4 protein-coding genes are annotated in these 18,697 nt (G+C 43.9%); 3 read left to right on the top strand and 1 reads right to left on the bottom strand.

Annotated features, from left to right (window positions below; genetic code table 11):
* Positions 1 to 509 precede the first annotated feature (509 nt).
* On the top strand, positions 510 to 11,402 hold the full coding sequence (locus RMX89_RS00455; protein WP_322687537.1) for an SDR family NAD(P)-dependent oxidoreductase: 10,893 nt from the start codon (positions 510 to 512) through the stop codon (positions 11,400 to 11,402).
* Positions 11,399 to 16,264: a thioester reductase domain-containing protein gene (locus tag RMX89_RS00450; RefSeq protein WP_322687536.1), complete on the top strand. Its 4,866-nt coding sequence runs from the start codon at positions 11,399 to 11,401 to the stop codon at positions 16,262 to 16,264. Before RMX89_RS00455 ends, RMX89_RS00450 begins: the two co-directional genes overlap by 4 nt.
* A gap of 478 nt (positions 16,265 to 16,742) precedes the next feature.
* Here the strand turns inward: RMX89_RS00450 and RMX89_RS00445 are convergent, their stop codons facing one another.
* Positions 16,743 to 16,952 (bottom strand): hypothetical protein, encoded by a 210-nt coding sequence (locus RMX89_RS00445; RefSeq protein ID WP_322672801.1) that lies wholly within the window; start codon positions 16,950 to 16,952, stop codon positions 16,743 to 16,745.
* A 374-nt stretch (positions 16,953 to 17,326) separates the two neighbouring features.
* Between RMX89_RS00445 and RMX89_RS00440 the strand changes: the two genes are divergently transcribed.
* Positions 17,327 to 18,685, top strand: a complete 1,359-nt coding sequence (locus tag RMX89_RS00440) for a glycosyltransferase family A protein (protein WP_322687535.1) — start codon at positions 17,327 to 17,329, stop codon at positions 18,683 to 18,685.
* The last annotated feature ends 12 nt before the right edge of the window (positions 18,686 to 18,697 follow it).

Genomic DNA, 18,697 nt, shown 5'->3' with positions numbered 1-18,697 from the left:
AATTCGCAGGAATTTAAATTATAAAAAAACAATGAATTTAACTAGATACAACAAGATTTACAAGTTAATTGATTTTTATTTACATAGTTTTGTTTTTCGACACCGTTGCACTTAAAACTGAATGATTTTTGGACAAAAATCTTCCTAAAACTTGCTAGCAAATATTTACAAACCTTTAAGTCCAATTTTTTCAGATTCTCTTTTCAGGTTACTTGTTACAAATGGTCACGAAGTTAGTAACTACAAAAAAATTTCATGTATTCTCAATATTCACAAGGTAGCGACCTTAAACAGCAAATATGTCAAAAACGGCCAAAAAAAGCATATATAGCAGTTGCCTTGGTAGGTTAGGACATCAACCGATCGTCAAATCCCGACACCAAAAACTTTTAAGCCTGTTGCCTATTAGCTGTTGCCTGTTATATCAAACCACCAACTAATAGGGTTGCTTGTAGAAGTAAAGACATCCCGCAACAGCAAACGTGTCTAAGTTAGTTTGGAGCTTATAGATGTTGGAGAAAATTAATACCCTCAATGGTTTTCAGGCAAACTTAGCAGACCAAGCAGCACTGGAAACTGCGCTCCTGAACCATCCAGAAATTGAAGAGTGTCGGGTATTAATCCGAGAAACAGAAACCACAGATATGTGGTTAGTTGCCTACATAGTTGCATCAGGAAAATGTTCGTTGGCACAGCTAAATGCATATTTGCAGGTTCAGTTGCCAAACACTATCTTGCCTCAATCCTACGTTTGGTTATCCAGATTGCCGCTCACCAGCGAGGGACTGATTGACGATCGCCGTCTAACTGATTTAGCCGTGATTGACATAGATTTGATCGATCGATGGGAATCGTCTTTGCGATCGCTCCCTTCCATCAACCAAGTCGCAGTTATCGTACAAAACCAGACAAAACAACTGCCACCATTACACGTTTGGGATTTACTAGCGGATACTCAAACAACAAAGCTCAATTTTCAATTAGAGGATTCTGGCGTAAATCAACAAATTGAGCCTTCAAAATCTCAGATTTCCCAGCGAAAAGCCAAAGCAATTAGTCATGGCGAACCTTTACAACTGGAAACAGACGCAACCACTAACTTAGCCGAACTACTCCAAAGGGCAGCGTTACAAACTTCAAAAGGAATTACTTACATCCAACCGGATGATGCTTGCCAAAACCAATCCTACGAAAATTTATTAGACGCAGCTCAACGGATTTTGGCGGGTTTAAGAAAATTAGGACTCGTACCTCAAAATCGAATAATTTTTCAATTTGACCGGCCTCAAGACTTCATTCCTGCCTTCTGGGGCTGTATTTTAGGCGGATTTATCCCAATTCCTTTATCCGTTCCTCAGAGTTACGATCGCTCTGATGGTTTCGTTAATAAATTAGCTCAAATCTGGCAAAGACTAGAACCAAGCTTAATACTGACTAGCGATCGATTAGCACCTGAACTGAGACGTTCCCTGACAGATTTGCCAGTTGACAATTTGGCGATTGCTACCCTCAATGAGTTGCAATCTTACCATCCCGATCCTAACTGGTATGTTCCGGCGGCTGATGATTTAGCAGTGCTGTTTCTAACTTCTGGCAGTACAGGTACGCCGAAAGCAGTTATGCAAAGCCATCGCAGTCTCATCTGTCGGTCGGCTGCGAGTGTCCAGATGAATGAATTTACCCAAGAAGATGTTTCCTTAAACTGGATGCCACTCGATCACGTTGCCGGATTAGTGTATTTTCATATTCGGGATGTCTATATAAGTTGTCAGCAAATTCATGCCGTCACCGATTGGGTGTTGCAACAACCCCTGAAATGGCTTGATTGGATGTCTGATTATCGCGTGAGTGTAACCTTTGCACCGAATTTTGCCTATGGGTTAATCAACGCTGCTGAAGCAGAACTTTCTCAGGGGCATTGGAATTTATCATCAGTGCGATACATCTTGAACGGAGCAGAAGCCATTGTTGGTAAAACTGCGAGAAGATTTCTCGAATTGCTGACAGCGCACGGACTCCCGACTACGGCAATACATCCCGTTTGGGGAATGGCTGAAACTTGTTCGGGAGTGACTTACTCTCACAACTTTTCTAGAGAATCAACCACGGATGAAGATGCATTCGTGGAAGTTGGAGCGCCGATTCCCGGATTTTCTCTGCGGATAGTTGATGCTCAAGACCAGCTCGTTGAAGAAGAAGCCATCGGAAGGCTGCAAGTAAAAGGATTGACAGTAACATCAGGTTATTTTGGTCAACCAGAACTGAATTCAGAGGTTTTTACAGAAGATAGCTGGTTCAAGACGGGAGATTTAGCTTTCTTACGACAAGGACGTTTAACAATTACAGGCAGAGAGAAAGACGTTATTATCGTTAATGGACTGAATTACTATAGTCATGAAATCGAAGCAGTTGTTGAAGAAATTGCAGGTGTAGTTGTTTCCTACACTGCCGCAGTTGCAGTCCGCGATGGAGAAAGTTCAGAAAAGCTAGCTATCTTCTTCCATGCAGGTGGCGCGGATGAAATCGAAATTGCAACGTTGATGCAAACCATTCGCCAAAAAGTTGTCCAACGTTGTAGTATCAATCCCAGCTATGTAATTCCAGTTGAAAAAGCTGCGATTCCAAAAACGGCCATTGGTAAGATCCAGCGATCGCAATTGGTTAAACGCTTTGAATCAGGTGAATTTAAACCTATCCTGCGTCAGTTTGATATCCTCAGTGGCAATGCCAACACAATCCCTGACTGGTTTTATCGCCGAATTTGGTGTGTTAAGCAGTTAAATCACAAACATCGGCAGCCAGTTAAACTTCCGACTCAGAAATACCTCGTGTTTCTCGATGATTTAGGTTTAGGAAATTACCTGTGTACAGAACTCGAACGCAATAATCAATCTTATATCTGCGTTACAGCAGGTACAGATTTTATCAAATCTGAGCAAGGCGATCGCTTTACCATCAACCCCGAAAATCCCGATCACTATCGGCGGTTACTAGAGTCTTTGGCATCGGATATTCCCACTCAGATTTTGCATTTATGGACATACAACGAGTCTAGGGGTCAAGTTTCTAGCCTAGAGGAACTAGAACGCGCTCAATACTTAGGACTATATAGCATTCTATTTTTAGTGCAAGCCTTAGCAAATGCCAAGGAAAAACACCAACTACTAAATATAGATATTCAGTTACAAGTCATTTCTAACAACGTCCAGTTAACTAACAGCGATGATGCGATCGCTTATGAAAAATCTACACTTATCGGATTGCTGAAAACAATTCCTTTAGAACTATCTTGGTTGCACTGTCGCCACCTTGACTTAGAAATTGGGTCACTGGAAACAAATGCAAAACATGTGTTTAAAGAATTAAATATTACTAAAAATGATAGTGAAATTGCTTATCGTCAAGGTCAACGGCTAGTCTCATCACTTGCCAAAGTCGATATGCTTGCTAGTCCAACCCAGGAAATACCAATTAAAGCAGGGCAGACTTATCTGGTAACAGGCGGATTGGGTGGAATTGGGGCTTCAGTTTGCCAATATTTACTTAAGCAATTTGGTGTGCGATTGCTGATTGTTGGCAGAACAAATTTGCCACCAGAAACAGAATGGTTGCAGCATCTCGAACAGAATACAGCGATCGCCAAGCGACTAAAAAATTATCGCTCGCTTGTAGCAACAGGTGGTGATTTATTATACAAATCTGTTGATATCTGCGATTTAACTTGCTTGCAACAGGCTGTCACTGAGGCAGAGTTGAGATGGAATCAACCCTTGGCAGGAATTATTCATCTCGCAGGTGAAGGCGATCTCAAACACCACTGGACAGTGATGGAAAATCACTGGATAGCTGTGGCTACACTAGAAAGTTTTCGTACCATGCTACGTCCGAAAGTTCAGGGCACTTGGACGCTTTTTCAATTGATTCAGAATCGACCAGATGCCCTTTTCATCGGCTTTTCTTCTGTAAATAGTGTGTTTGGCGGAGCAACCTTTAGTGCCTATGCTGCTGCCAACAGTTTTTTAGATGGTTGTTGTCAGTATCAGCAATACCATTACCATCCTGAGACTTACTGCTTTAACTGGAGCCAGTGGGATGATGTTGGTATGAGCGAAGGAAACCCGATCCACAGCCGGGAAGCAGCTCATCGCTTGGGGTATCAGAGTATCACTCAAGAACAGGGCTGGCGTTCCTTACTAGCAGGTTTATCGCGTCATCAACCGCAGCTAATTATTGGTTTAAATGGCAGTAATCCCCATATTCGTCGATATCTGAAGACAGAAGCCGATAACGTCAATAAATTAACCGCTTATATTACCACTGTGGATAGTGCAGGGTTGTATGGTTGGGAGCAAATGAGAGTTAGCGATCGCTTTGGGACTCCTAGCCATTGTGAAATTGTACACCTTGCGGAAATGCCCTTAACACAAACGGGTACGATAGACATTGCCAAAATTATTGGCAGCAATCAGAAGCACAACCAACCTTGGCAAGTAGTTTTGCCCCAAACTGACATTCAACGCCAGATAGCTCAAATATGGCAAGACGTACTCGGCATTTCTTCAGTGAGTATCGATCGCAACTTTTTTGAATTAGGTGGTAGTTCGCTCACCTTGGTTCGGGTTCACGATCGCTTACAAAAACAATTTGGGCAACATCTGTCACTGATTGACTTGTTCCAATATCCAACTATTCAGACCTTAGCAGAGTTTCTAAATCAAGCTCAAATGCCATTGCCGGAGCGATCGCAATTATCGCCATCCCATCGTTTGGGTAAGATGAAAGATACCCAGCAATTAGAAATTGCCATCATCGGTATGTCCGGGCGTTTTCCAGGAGCCAAAACACTCGATGAATTCTGGGAAAATTGCTGTAATGGCGTGGAATCGATTTCATTCTTCAGCGATGAAGAACTGGAGTTAGCCGGAATCGATTCTTCATCTTTGAATGATGCCAATTATGTAAAAGCTAGTGGTATCTTATCTGACATAGATTTATTTGATGCTGCATTTTTCGATATCTCGCCCAAAGAAGCTCAAATCCTCGATCCACAGCATCGGCTGTTTTTAGAGTGTGCTTGGGAAACACTCGAAAATGCTGGTTACGACCCTGCAACTTATACAGGATTAATCGGGGTTTATGCAGGCATGGGGATGAATCTTTATGCAGGTCGAACCTACTGGAATCACAATCTTTACCCAAATCGCGATCGCCTAGAACACGTTGACGACTCGCAACTAGCGATCGCCAATGGTACAGATTTTCTCCCCACGCGGGTTTCATACAAATTCAACTTGCAAGGGCCCAGCGTCAACGTGCAAACCGCTTGCTCGACTTCCTTAGTTGCAGTTCATCAAGCGTGTAGGAGTTTGATTCAGGGAGAATGCGATATGGCTCTGGCTGGCGCTGCGGCGATCGCTGTACCTCAAAAATCTGGTTATCGCTATCAGCCAGGAATGATTCTTTCACCCGATGGTCACTGCCGAGCATTTGACGCTAACTCCCAAGGAACCGTTGGCGGCAATGGCGTTGGCATTGTGATGTTGAAACGATTGGCAGATGCGATCGCCGATGGAGATAATATTTACGCCGTCATTAAGGGTTCTGCGATTAATAACGATGGCTCCCAAAAAATCAGCTATACGGCTCCCAGCGTTCAGAGACAGGCAGCAATGATTGCCCAAGCCCAAGCGATCGCAGATATCAATCCAGAAACTATTACTTACATCGAAACCCACGGAACCGGAACGACTCTCGGCGATCCGATTGAAATTGCAGCATTAACCCAAGCATTTCGTAGCAAAACACAGAAGCAACAATTTTGTGCCATTGGTTCTGTAAAGACTAACATCGGACATTTAGATACAGCTTCAGGCATAGCAGGATTGATTAAAACAGTTTTGGCACTCAAGCACGGATTGCTGCCGCCTAGCCTAAATTTTAAACATCCCAATCCCAAGATTGATTTTGCTAACAGTCCATTTTATGTAAATACAACTCTATCAGACTGGCAAACAGACCAAACGCCTCGGCGGGCTGGCGTAACTTCTTTGGGTGTTGGCGGTACGAATGTCCATGTCATTTTGGAGGAAGCGCCCTCCGATTTTAGATTGCCGATTTTAGATTTTAGATTGGATGATGCTGATGACAATCCAAAATCCCTATTGACGGTTTCGGCAAAAACTGAGACAGCTTTACGGGAATTAGCTGGGCGGTATGTGGGGTTTTTGGAGTCTCATTCAGAAGTATGTTTGAGGGATATTTGTTATACGAGTAATGTGGGGCGATCGCATTTTGATTATCGGCTGGCTTTGGTTGCTGATTCACCCGCACAATTGAGAAATCAACTCACAACATTTATTGCCGAAAATTCGCGCACTCGCTTTCAGGCTTCAGGGGTAGCTTTCCTATTCACTGGACAAGGTTCGCAGTATATCGGTATGGGACGAGAGCTTTACGAAACCCAACCTGTTTTCCGACAAGCACTCGATCGCTGTGCCCAAATCCTGGACTCATTATTAGAGCAACCATTGTTAGAAGTGCTGTATCCATTAGGGGAAAGGGAAAAGGGGAAAGGGGAAAGGGAAAAAAACTTAGCGCCTCATCTTCTGGATGAGACGGGCTATACCCAACCTGTCTTATTCGCTTTGGAATATGCATTGTCCCAGCTATGGCAATCTTGGGGTATCAAGCCTAGTGCTGTTATGGGTCATAGTGTGGGCGAATATGTTGCCGCAACTGTTGCAGGTGTATTCAGTCTGGAAGATGGATTGAAACTCATTGCTGCACGGGGTAAATTGATGCAAGCACTACCGCAGACAGGGGCAATGGTAGCGGTATTTACTGATTTGGCACAAGTATCTGCGGTAATTGATTCATTGCCGGAGGTAACGATTGCTGCAATCAACGCACCAAGACAAATCACGATCTCTGGTGCAGCTGGGGCGATCGCATCGGCTGTGGCTATCTTAGAAGCCAGAGGAGTGCAAACAAAGTCACTGAAAGTTTCCCATGCTTTTCATTCGCCGTTGATGCAACCAATGGTGGCAGAGTTTGGGCAGATTGCCCAGCAAGTGAGCTACCGTACACCAAACCCGAATATTCGCTTTATTTCCAACATCACAGGGCAATTGGCAGGAGTGGAGATTAGCACGCCTGAATATTGGGTGCAGCATGTGTTGCAGCCAGTGCAATTTGCTAACAGTATTGTCAGCCTGTCAGCGTTAGGAAATTTGGCTTGTTTGGAAGTGGGGCCGCACCCAATTTTGGTAAGCATGGGTCGTCAGTGTATCCCAGAATCAGGACATCTGTGGCTGGCAAGTCTCAAATCGCAAGAATCAGATTGGCAGCAGATGTTGACCAGTTTAGCGGCGTTGTATGAGCAGGGAATATCGGTAAGTTGGTCGGAGTTTCATCGGGGATCTGAGCATCGGCGCGTGGTATTGCCGAATTATCCCTTTGAGCGATCGCGTTTTTGGGTTGAACCAAACAAAGACAGCAGCCAAAAAAATGTTCAAATCCCCTCTGGAAATCTTAAATCTTCTCATCCTCTGCTCGGTTCTAGATTGCACTTGGCAGACTCGAAAGAAATTCGTTTCCAGACCGAAATCAATTCTAATTTCCCTGCTTTTTTAGCTGAACATCGCGTTTACGGCAAAGTAATCGTGCCAGGAACGGCTTATCTAGAGATGGTTTTAGGGGCAGCAGCGAAGGTTTTGAAATCCAAAAATTTAATTTTAGAAAATGTCCTATATAAACGGGCATTAGTTCTATCAGAAAATGAAAAAACACTCCAGTTAATTTTTCAGCCAACAGAACAACAAGGATATTCCTTTGAAATTTTTAGTTGTGAATTAGATGAAGAAGATTCACCATCTTGGATGCTGCATGTTTCTGGAAATGTCACCGCATCCAATCTCAAACCATCGCTGGAACTTTCTGCAACGCACTGGCTCCCCAAGGAAGTAGCTTCTCATAAGCAAGACGAACATTACCAACAGTTTGTTCAACGGGGAGTTGATTATGGTGCTAGTTTTCGGGGAGTTAAACAGTTGTGGTTGAATTCAGAAGTAGTAACAGGAGAAATTGAGTTACCCCAAAGATGCCTTTTAGAAACAGATACCTATCAGTTTCATCCAGCATTCTTGGATGCTTGTTTTCAGGTTTTACAAGCTAAATTCCCACAAGATAGTAGCAAAGAGGCTTATGTGCCGATCGCCATCAAGCGATTGCAAGTTTGCGATCGCCCCAGCAACCGACTATGGAGTTTTGCCAAAGTACATCCTAGCCAGAACAGTAACAAAACACTGATTAGCGATTTGCAATTAATTACAGATGATGGTGAGATTATAGCGGTTGTTGAAGGTCTGCAACTTCAAAGGGTCGCTGCGGCAACATTGACAGTTTCTCCTCAAGTTCCGCCAGATTGGTTGTATCAAATCGAGTGGCGACCTCAAGCCCAAGTGGGGCGATCGCTTTCACCGGATTACCTGCTCAATCCCAAAGACATCAGCCAAAACCTGATTCCTCAATTGGCCGAACTTTTAACAACAACCTCATCAAACGAGGAATTTTTACCCCAACTCGAAGCCCTCAGTGTGTCTTATGTAATCAGTGCCTTGCAACAACTAGGATGGGACTTTCAACTCGGATTGCAGTTTTCCTTTACAGAAATAGCAGAACAGTTGGGGGTGATTAGCCAGTATCACCAACTGCTACATCGGTTTCTGGATATTTTGACTGAAGCAGGGTGGCTCAGACCTCTTGATTTTGCTAACGGCAGACATCACTGGGAAGTAATTAGCGCCCTCGATCGCCAAACGCCCCAACCAGAGCGATTGTTAGCCCGATTCCCTACCGGAGATACTGAAATCGCCCTAGTAGAACGCTGTGGTGCCAGCTTACCAGAAGTACTTCAGGGAAAACTTGACCCACTACAATTACTATTTCCCGATGGTGATTTCACCCTGCTGACGCAACTGTATCAAGATGCCCCAGCTGCTAGAGTGATGAATACATTGGTGCAAAAGGCAGTTTCCGCAGCACTACTGCGAGTACCACAAAAAAGCAAGATCCGCTTGCTAGAAATTGGAGCGGGAACTGGCAGCACAACCGCTTACATTCTGCCGCAATTGAATAATTATCAAGCTGAATACACCTTCACAGACATTTCACCTCTGTTTGCAGCCAAAGCACGGGAGAAGTTTCGGGATTACCCATTTGTCCGCTATCAATCTTTAGATATCAGCCGAGATCCAGCGACTCAAGGCTTGGAAGGGCAACAATATGATGTGATTGTGGCAGCCAATGTCCTGCACGCGACACCAGATTTACAACAAACATTGGCCCACGTCCACAGCTTATTAGCACCAGGCGGAATTCTGGTGATGTTAGAAGTCACCGATCGCCATTGTTGGCTGGATCTGAGCTTTGGCTTGACCCCAGGTTGGTGGTTGTTTGCCGATCGCTGGTTGCGACCGAATTACCCGCTCTTAAGTAGTGCCGAGTGGCAAGATGTGTTGCAAGCGAATGGATTTACATCGGCGGTGGCGATCGCACCTAAAAACAAAATCATCGGTTCCCTGGCTCAGGCTGCGATCGTTGCCCAAAAAGGAACCGAGAGCCGTATACCACAAAACTGGCTAATTTTAGCAGATAGTCAAGGTATCAGTCAGAAACTTGCTCGACGGTTTCAAGAACGAGGAGATACCTGTACTCTAGTTTTTCCCGGACAGGAATACGAACTGTTGAGCGAGTTCGAGTTCAGGATTAATCCTCACAAACCGGAAGATTTTCAGCAGTTGGTTTCGCACATACTTAGCAAGCGATCGCGTCTCTCAGGGGTGGTACATTTGTGGAGCCTAGAGAGTGGAGAAACTGCACCAACCTTAACCGTCGAAGATTTGCAAGCAGCAACCCGTATTAGCTGTGGCAGTACTCTGTACTTGGTGCAAGCGCTAGTTAAAAAGATGGGTATAACGCCACCTCAGTTATGGGTAATAACTAAAGGAGCAGTTGCCGATAAAGCTGGATTAGTTCAATCGCCCCTATGGGGAATGGGGAAGGCGATCGTCAGAGAACACCCAGAATTACAGCTTCGCTTGATAGATTTAGACCTCCAAGAAAATTATCGGCTAACTCAAAACCCTCTTGATGCACTATTTACAGAGTTGACATCACCAGATCGAGAGAACCAAATTGCATTCCGTAATGGGATGCGTCAGGTGGCAAGACTGGTTCCTTACCGTAACTCTCATAATCGAGCAGATATCCCCATCCATTCAGATAGTACCTACTTAATTACTGGTGGATTAGGGGGACTGGGACTGCTAATTGCCCATTGGTTAGTAGAACGTGGGGCAAAGCACTTAGTTCTCATGGGACGCAAAGGGACAAACGAACACAGCGATCGCCAGATTCAGCAGCTTCAGGCACAAGGTGTATCGGTGATGGTAATGCAAGCTGATGTGTCTGTGCAGTCACAAGTGGCGGAGGTATTGGCAGAAATTGGCCGCAGCCACCCGCCTCTACGCGGCATTATCCATGCAGCCGGAGTTTTGAATGACGGAGTTTTACTCCAGCAAACTTGGGAGCGCTTTCATCAAGTCATGGCACCGAAAGTACAAGGTGCTTGGAATCTGCACGCATTAACCCAAACCTTACCGCTCGATTTCTTCATCTTGTTTTCTTCGGCTGCTTCTGTTTTAGGTTCTGCCGGTCAAGCTAATCACTGCGCTGCTAATGCATTTTTAGACGCTCTAGCACATTATCGTCATCAATTGGGATTACCGGGATTGAGTATTAACTGGGGAGCTTGGGCTGAAATTGGTGCAGCCGCCGAGCGTCAGTTCGGTAAGCAACTCCAACATCAGGGAATGGAAATGATATCGCCATCCCAAGGTTTACAGGCTTTGGAGCAGAGCTTTTTTTGGGAGGTTGCTCAAGTAGGTGTGATGCCGCTCAATTGGCTGACATTTATGCAGCAATTCTCACCGGGGAATTGTCCGGCATATTTGGCAGAGTTTTCTCAACTGGCGGTTACTCAATCGACATCACCACCGCCGATAGAAATTCAGCAGCAATTGCAAACTCATGACTTTGGCGATCGCTTGCAGATTTTAACCATGTACCTGAAAGAAAAGGTTGCCAAAGTGTTGGGTTGTTCTGTGGATCGAGTGGATACTAATCAAGCATTGAGCAAAGCCGGACTAGATTCTTTGATGGCGATCGAAATCCGCAATCGCATCATCACAGAACTGGGAATTGACCTTTCTTTAGAAAAGTTTGTTGAAGGTTCCAGCATCAACCAACTAGCAGACCTGCTATTGAAACAACTAGCTTTACAGGGACTAAACGAAAATTCGGCAACTGAAATCACTGAGGATGTGGAAGAAATAATACTATGAACCTAAATGCCCTTTTAGCCGAGCTTTCAGACCGGGGAGTGAAATTATCAGTTGATGGGGAACAACTCCGCATTCAAGCACCTAAAGGAGTTATCACTCCCGATCTACGGAATGCTTTAGCTAACAATAAAGTAGAGCTAATCCGATTACTACACCAGAATAAAATCGGGGCTGCCTCCATTCCTTTGGTTCCGATTTCACAAACGCAAAACGTTCCGGTATCCTTCCAGCAGGAACGCCTGTGGATTTTGGCCCAGTTAGCTTCTGTAGAATCTGCTCATAATATTGCTCAAGCCTTGCGGTTGAATGGCGATCTAGATTTAAACTGCCTCCAAAAAAGTATTAATGAAGTTTTCCGTCGCCACGATGTCTTTGGGACAACGTTTGGGGTGTGGGAAGGGAATCCCGTGCAAAATATTGCTGCACCAGAACCTTTTACATTATCTGTTTTAAATCTTGAGCATTTAGACACAACCGAACAATTAAAAACTTTCTGGCAAATTGCCGATGAAGCAGCTGAAGCTCCCTTTGATTTAGCGATCGCTCCTTTATGGCGGATTAAACTCATTCGCTTAAATGCAGGCGAGCACATTCTCTTGCTCGTTATTCATCACATTATCAGCGATATGATCTCGATGGGTTTATGGATTCGAGAACTGGCGACAGTCTACAGTCATTTCTACAAGGGACAGCCTTCCCCGCTACCAGAACCTGCGATCCAATATCGAGATTTTGCCGTATGGCAGCGCCAGTGGCTCAACAATGATGCACTCAAAAGCGAACTAGCTTACTGGAAACAGCAACTAGAGGGGGCATCCTTTGAATTAAAATTGCCCATCGACCATCCCCGACCGCCACTCCAGAATTTCCAGGGTCGGCGAAAGTTTTTTAAACTCGATCCTGTGATGTGGGCTGCAATCAAACAACGAAGTCACGAACAAATGGGAATTACTTCCTTTATGACTTTCGTAGCAGCGTTTAAGGCTTTGATTTACCTGTGTTCTCAGCAGGAAGACATTTTAATTGGCTTTACCGCTTCAGGTCGAGTTCATCCGCAAGTGGAGTCCTTGATTGGTTTTTTTGGCTACCCTTTATTGCTGCGTACAGATTTGTCTGGCAATCCCACTTTTGCGGAAGTACTCAGCCGAGTGCGATCGGTGTTGTTATCTGCTTATGCTCACCAAAATGTCCCCTTTGGTAAAGTCGTTGAAGTCATGGGGTCGAGTCGGGTTGCACAAGATACTCCCTTTTTTCAAACATTCCGAACCGGATTAAGCTATGTCAACAGTCAACTGCCCAGCGACTTGACAAATTTACCTAATCTGACGTTTTCATTGATTGACGAAGGAATTTGGGGGCCGACTGATTTAGATTTATATACTTATATTTACGAAGTCGGAGCGGATTTGCAAATAGGAATTGCATATAACACCGACATATTTGAAAGTGAAACAATCGACGCTTTTGGTAATGCTTTATTCCAAATTTTAGCACAATGGGTTGAGTCAAAAGATATTCGCCTCAATGAATTGAAACTACCAACAGACCTTGAGAGAAAAGCAAGATTAGCTAGGAGCCGATATCAAAAGCAAAAGTTGGCGATCGCAGCTACTTTTACCGCCGATTTAGTTGCAGATTCTCTAAATTTCTGGATGCAGCAACTCAATTTACCCTCAGAAATAACCTTTGCTCCCTATAACCAGGTTTTCCAACAACTGCTGACTCCTGATAGCCTGTTATCGCAAAATGAAACGGGAATCAATATTGTTTTAGTGCGGTTAGAAGATTGGGTTAGATCAGAGGATTCACAAGAGTCATCTAGTAACGAACAAAAGAATTCAATTGAGCGCAATACTAAGGATTTAGTTATAGCATTACGTCAATCCTGCGAACGGACTAAAATTCCCCATTTGCTTTGTTTGTTGCCAAGTAATGCAATAATTGCTGATGCAGAAATGGCAACTTTTTTGGAACAAATAGAAGCAAATTTATTAACAGAACTTGCCGATATTAGTGGATTGCATATTATTAATTATCATGAGTTAGCAACAAGATACCCAGTAACTAATTTCTATGATGCTTATAGCGATGAAATCGGACATATTCCATTTACGCCAGCATTCTTCACAGCGTTAGGAACAATGTTGGCGAGAAAAATTCACTGCCTACATAGACCGCCTTATAAAGTAATTGTCTTAGACTGCGATCAAACCTTATGGCAAGGTGTTTGTGGCGAGGATGGAGTTGAAGGTATTGTCATAGATTCATCCTATCAAGCATTGCAAGAATTTATGATTGAGCAGTGCGATCGCGGGATGTTGCTATGTTTGTGCAGCAAAAATAATCAAGCAGATGTCTTTGCTGTATTAGACCAACGCTCCGATATGCTGCTAAAGCGTCACCATTTGGCGGCTTGGCAAATTAATTGGCAGACTAAATCAGAGAACTTGAAATTGCTGTCTCAAGAACTAGGGCTGAGTTTAGATAGCTTCATCTTTATTGATGACAACCCCATCGAATGCGCACAAGTCCGCTATCACTGTCCAGAAGTTTTAACCCTGCAATTGCCGACAAATGCCACTGAAATTCCCCAATTCCTGGCTCATATCTGGGCATTCGATCGTCTAAAGATCACTCTAGAGGATCGACAGCGAACAATTGTTTACCAGCAAAATCGTCAACGCCAGCAAGCAGCTAGCGAATCTCTTTCGTTGCGAGATTTCCTCAATAGCCTCAATCTGCAAGTGGATATTATGGAAATGCAGCCCTCCCAGATAGATCGTGTTGCTCAACTAACGCAGCGAACAAATCAATTTAATACCACCATCTTACGCAGAACGTCGGCTGAAATCAAAACCTTTTGCCTGTTAGATACTCATACTTGCTATGTTGTGGATGTAAAAGACCGCTTTGGTAATTATGGTTTGGTGGGTATGATGATGGTACAGGCCACAGCATCAGCCCTGGTGGTAGATACTTTATTACTTAGTTGTCGAGTGTTGGGCAGAGGAGTTGAGTATCAAATGCTCAATTTCCTGGGTAAAATTGCCCTGGCACGCGGGCTGAAGCAGATCGATATTATTTACAAGCCCAGTTCCAAAAACCAGCCTGTCGGGGATTTTCTAGAACAGTTGACAGCAATTGACAAGGAACGTTTAGCAGAAAGCTATTGTTATAAGTTATCAGCAGATGATTGTCGAGCGATCGCTATTGCTTCCGAACGATTAGACAAAGAAGCAAAACATTCGGCATCTGAAGGGAGTTTAACCCACAGCGATCGCGCAATACCCCAACAATCCGCCAATTACACCGCCTTATACCAAAAAATTGCTTCAGATTGGCATAGACCAGAGCAGATTCTCCAGCACATGGAAGAGTCTCAAGTTCAATACCAACTACAACATCAGACATTTGTTGCACCCCGCACTGAAACCGAAAAACACTTAGCTGACCTGTGGCAAAACTTACTTCACAGATCCCCACTCAGCATCTACGATAACTTCTTCGATTTGGGAGGCAATTCTTTATTGGCAGTGCAACTGCTGTCTCGGTTGCGAGAAAACTTCCAAGTAACCATACCCATTCATCAATTATTAGAAGTTCCAACAATTGCAGGAGTGGCTCAAGTAATTGAAGCGATCGCTCAGACAGGAGTAGCTGCTGATTTAGCGATCGATTTGGCAGCAGAAGCTGTTTTAGATCCGGCAATTCGTCCAACTACAGCATTCAAGTTTATCGCCCAACCCCAGGCGATTTTCTTAACTGGAGCAACTGGATTTCTCGGTGCGTATTTATTAGACGAACTCCTGCAACAGACCACAGCTAATGTTTATTGCTTAGTGCGATGTCTACGACGGGCTGCGCCTACGCAGGATGTAGAACAGGGCATCCAACGTATCCAAAGCCATTTGCAAGCATACGGACTTTGGCAAGAAGAGTTTCGCTCTCGGATCGTTCCGGTCATTGGTGATTTGGCGTTACCCAACTTAGGATTGAATGAGTCACAATTCCATCAATTGAGTCATCAAATTGATGTCATCTATCACAATGGTGCTGTCGTCAATTTTCTTTATCCTTATGCAAAACTCAAAGCAGCCAATGTCTTGGGAACTCAGGCGATTTTGAGTTTAGCAGCTCAAACGAAAGTCAAACCCGTGCATTTTGTTTCGACGCTGGGCATTTTTTCGGCTCCTGCTTATGCAAATGCTAACTACATTCAAGAATCCGATGGATTGGCAGAATTCCAAGGGTTGCAAGGGGGTTATTTACAGAGTAAATGGGTGGCAGAAAAGCTGGTCATGCAGGCACGCGATCGCGGACTTCCTGTATGTATCTACAGACCAGGTGCAATTTCTGGACACAGCAAAACAGGAATCGCCAATGTGGATGACTTCTTTTGCAGTCTGACTAAAGGCTGTATCGAACTAGGTATGGTGCCGGATTTGGAATTTCCGCTCGATTTGACCCCAGTTGATTATGGTAGCAGAGCGATCGTCCACCTCTCTCAAAACCCTGACTCCTTCGGCAAGGCATTTCACCTTGTTTCTCCTGATTGTCTGTCTTGGGGTAAATGGTGTGAGTTAGTTCGGTCTTTAGGCTATTCGCTAGAGCAAGTTTCTTACCATGAGTGGTATGCTAAATTGCTACACAATGCGAAACACAATATTCCAAATGCTTTACATGCTTTCCTGCCATTGTTAGACGAACAATTATTAAAGAACGTGCAGTTACCAGCATTTGATTGCCAAAATACATTGACTGGACTTGCTGACACCAATATTATTTATCCAACAATAAACACCGAATTACTCAATATCTACTTTGCCTACTTCAAGAAAAGTGGATTTTTCAGCGGAATTTAGACTAAGCAGCAAAAAACAACGCAGGAATGCTGAGTTGAAAACAAGCAGGCTTTAGGCATGAAAGTTGGCAATGTTAAGTAGATTCTGGTTGTTTTTTACGTGGCAAGGAATTATGTCAAACCTGCGTGCTGTGAGGGTTTAATGCCATGAAACCTTAAAATGAGAATGAATTAGCGATCGCTAGATATTTACCACTACCAAGATTCTTATGGCGCTGGATGCAGTCCCGCCGAGGTCAGAAGGCGACGCAAGTTAACGACTCCAACCCGATTTAATTGCAGAGCTGACACCGTTGCTCGACCACAGGGAGTTTTACCAATAATATGATGTCCGGGTAATTAACCATAATAACCGGAACCCCACCCCGCAAAAGCTGCGCTTTAGCTCCCCTCCCCGCTTGCGGGGAGGGGTTGGGGGTGGGGTTCTTTTATTATGGGTAATTTGGCGGACATGATATAACCTGTGTAAAATCATCGTTTCAGCTAAAATGCTCTGACCAAAGCTGCTGACGAGGATGAAACAGTGCCACCTCAAGTTTTGTTTCTGGATCGCAATAGCTGGTTTTAGTATGCTTTCGACCATTGCAGCCATAACACGACCAAGCTAAATTTTCTACAAAGGTTGAGCCGATCCAAATTAAGAACAGATGTGCTTTTAGAATTACCCAAGGAATGTTTATAACGACCAAAAAGCAGGTTATTAATCATGCGTTTAAGTTTTTGCATAAATCTGCTTCGGTTTGATTAGTTTTTATTAAAATATAAATCTTAATAATATGTTATATTATTCATCTCATTCTTAAAACGGATTATTAGTAAAACAATTAACTAAAATAGACAGATAATTTAAGTATGATTTTCTCGTCGGAAATTTGACGTTAGCAAAAAGATATAAAAATATGCCTTGAATAGTAAAGCTTTGAGTTAGAGCAGACAGACTTTAGTTTTTAATAGCTGATGTTTGGAGAGTTTTAATCAACACTAATCATACTGTAGGTAGATCCAAAACAAATGAGAAAATATTCAAAATAGAGTTACAAATATTAATAATTTCTGATCGTGGATGAAATCTTGTGTAGCTGCTTCTGGAGATGGAAAAATGGTTTTTATGGAAAGTAAACGCTTGCTCTTCGTTGCTGACTTTCCATCTGTACAGCAGGGTAAAGACTTTTCTCAAACTTTAGTCCAAATACCACCGTCACCGCATTGCGAAGTTTGTGTAATTGTTCCAGTTCGCAATGAAGCTCAGATGTTGGCAGCAACCCTTACTGCCCTGATACATCAAGTTGATTTACAAGGACAGCTTTTAGATCCCAGACGCTACGAGATAATTTTGTTGGCAAATAATTGTAGCGATGAGTCAGCAGCTATAGCCCGGAGTTTCGCCCAAGAACATCCAGATATAGCACTGCATGTAGTGGAAAAAACTCTGCCTCCTGCACAAGCTTATATTGGTCGAGTGCGTCAGATTTTAATGGATGAAGCACACCGCCGTTTGTGTAGCTTAGGACGCACAAGGGGGGTAATCGCTTCAACTGATGGAGACTCGCAGGTAAGCCCAACTTGGATTGCTGCCAATCTGTATGAAATTAACTGTGGTGCTGATGCTGTAGGTGGGCGAATTCTTGTTGAACGGACTGGTCGTGCGGGTCTACACCCTTACGCCAGAGCTTGCTATCTGCGTGAAGTGGGCTACCGCTATTTAATAACCGAGTTAGAAACTTATCTCGATCCCGACCCTGATGACAGCTTTCCCCGCCACTATCAACACTATGGAGCAAGTTTGGCAGTAACAGCAGAAATGTATGCACTGGCGGGAGGCTTACCACCAGTGCGGACTCCTGAAGATGAAGCTTTTTACCGTGCTTTGGTACGGGTAAATGCCCGTTTTCGCCATAGTTCTTTAGTGCGAGTAGTAACTTCGGCCAGACAAATTGGACGTACCAATGTTGGTTTAGCAAATCAGCTGAATGAATGGATAGAAATGGGACGGCAACAACAACCATTTGTAGTCGAGCCAGCAGGGGCTATCGAAACTCGTTTTGTTGCCCGCCGTCAATTACGAGTGATGTGGTGGTGCGTTCTTAATGGCTATCAACCAGATCGCAATAGCGTCGTATCCTTGGCAGAGATGCTGGGAGTTTCAGTCCAATGGCTTTTAGAAAAATTAACCCAACCTTATACCTTTGGTCAGTTGTTTGAACAAGTCGAAGAACGCCAGCAGTCAGAACAAATTTGGGCTTCGCGCTGGAAATTTGTGGAAATTGAACAAGCAATTGGAGACTTGCGCTTGCGTCTTGAGAGTTTACGGCTCAGTTACAGCAAACTCCACGGAAATTCGACCCAGGATGATTTGGAACTAACTAAAGAGCTTTACCCTACGAAAAGCCTAGAAAATAGGGGTCTTAAACCCTCGATCTAAGCGCGTCACAAA

This window comes from Nostoc sp. DedSLP04 (assembly GCF_034530775.1).
Classification (GTDB): domain Bacteria; phylum Cyanobacteriota; class Cyanobacteriia; order Cyanobacteriales; family Nostocaceae; genus Nostoc.
This window is presented reverse-complemented; position numbering and strand designations above follow the sequence as displayed.

What these genes read in the sequence shown, in the direction of transcription:
- RMX89_RS00455 (WP_322687537.1), top strand. Translation starts at nt 510, where the DNA reads ATGTTGGAGAAAATTAATACCCTCAATGGTTTTCAGGCAAACTTAGCA.
- RMX89_RS00450 (WP_322687536.1), top strand. Translation starts at nt 11,399, where the DNA reads ATGAACCTAAATGCCCTTTTAGCCGAGCTTTCAGACCGGGGAGTGAAA.
- RMX89_RS00440 (WP_322687535.1), top strand. Translation starts at nt 17,327, where the DNA reads ATGAAATCTTGTGTAGCTGCTTCTGGAGATGGAAAAATGGTTTTTATG.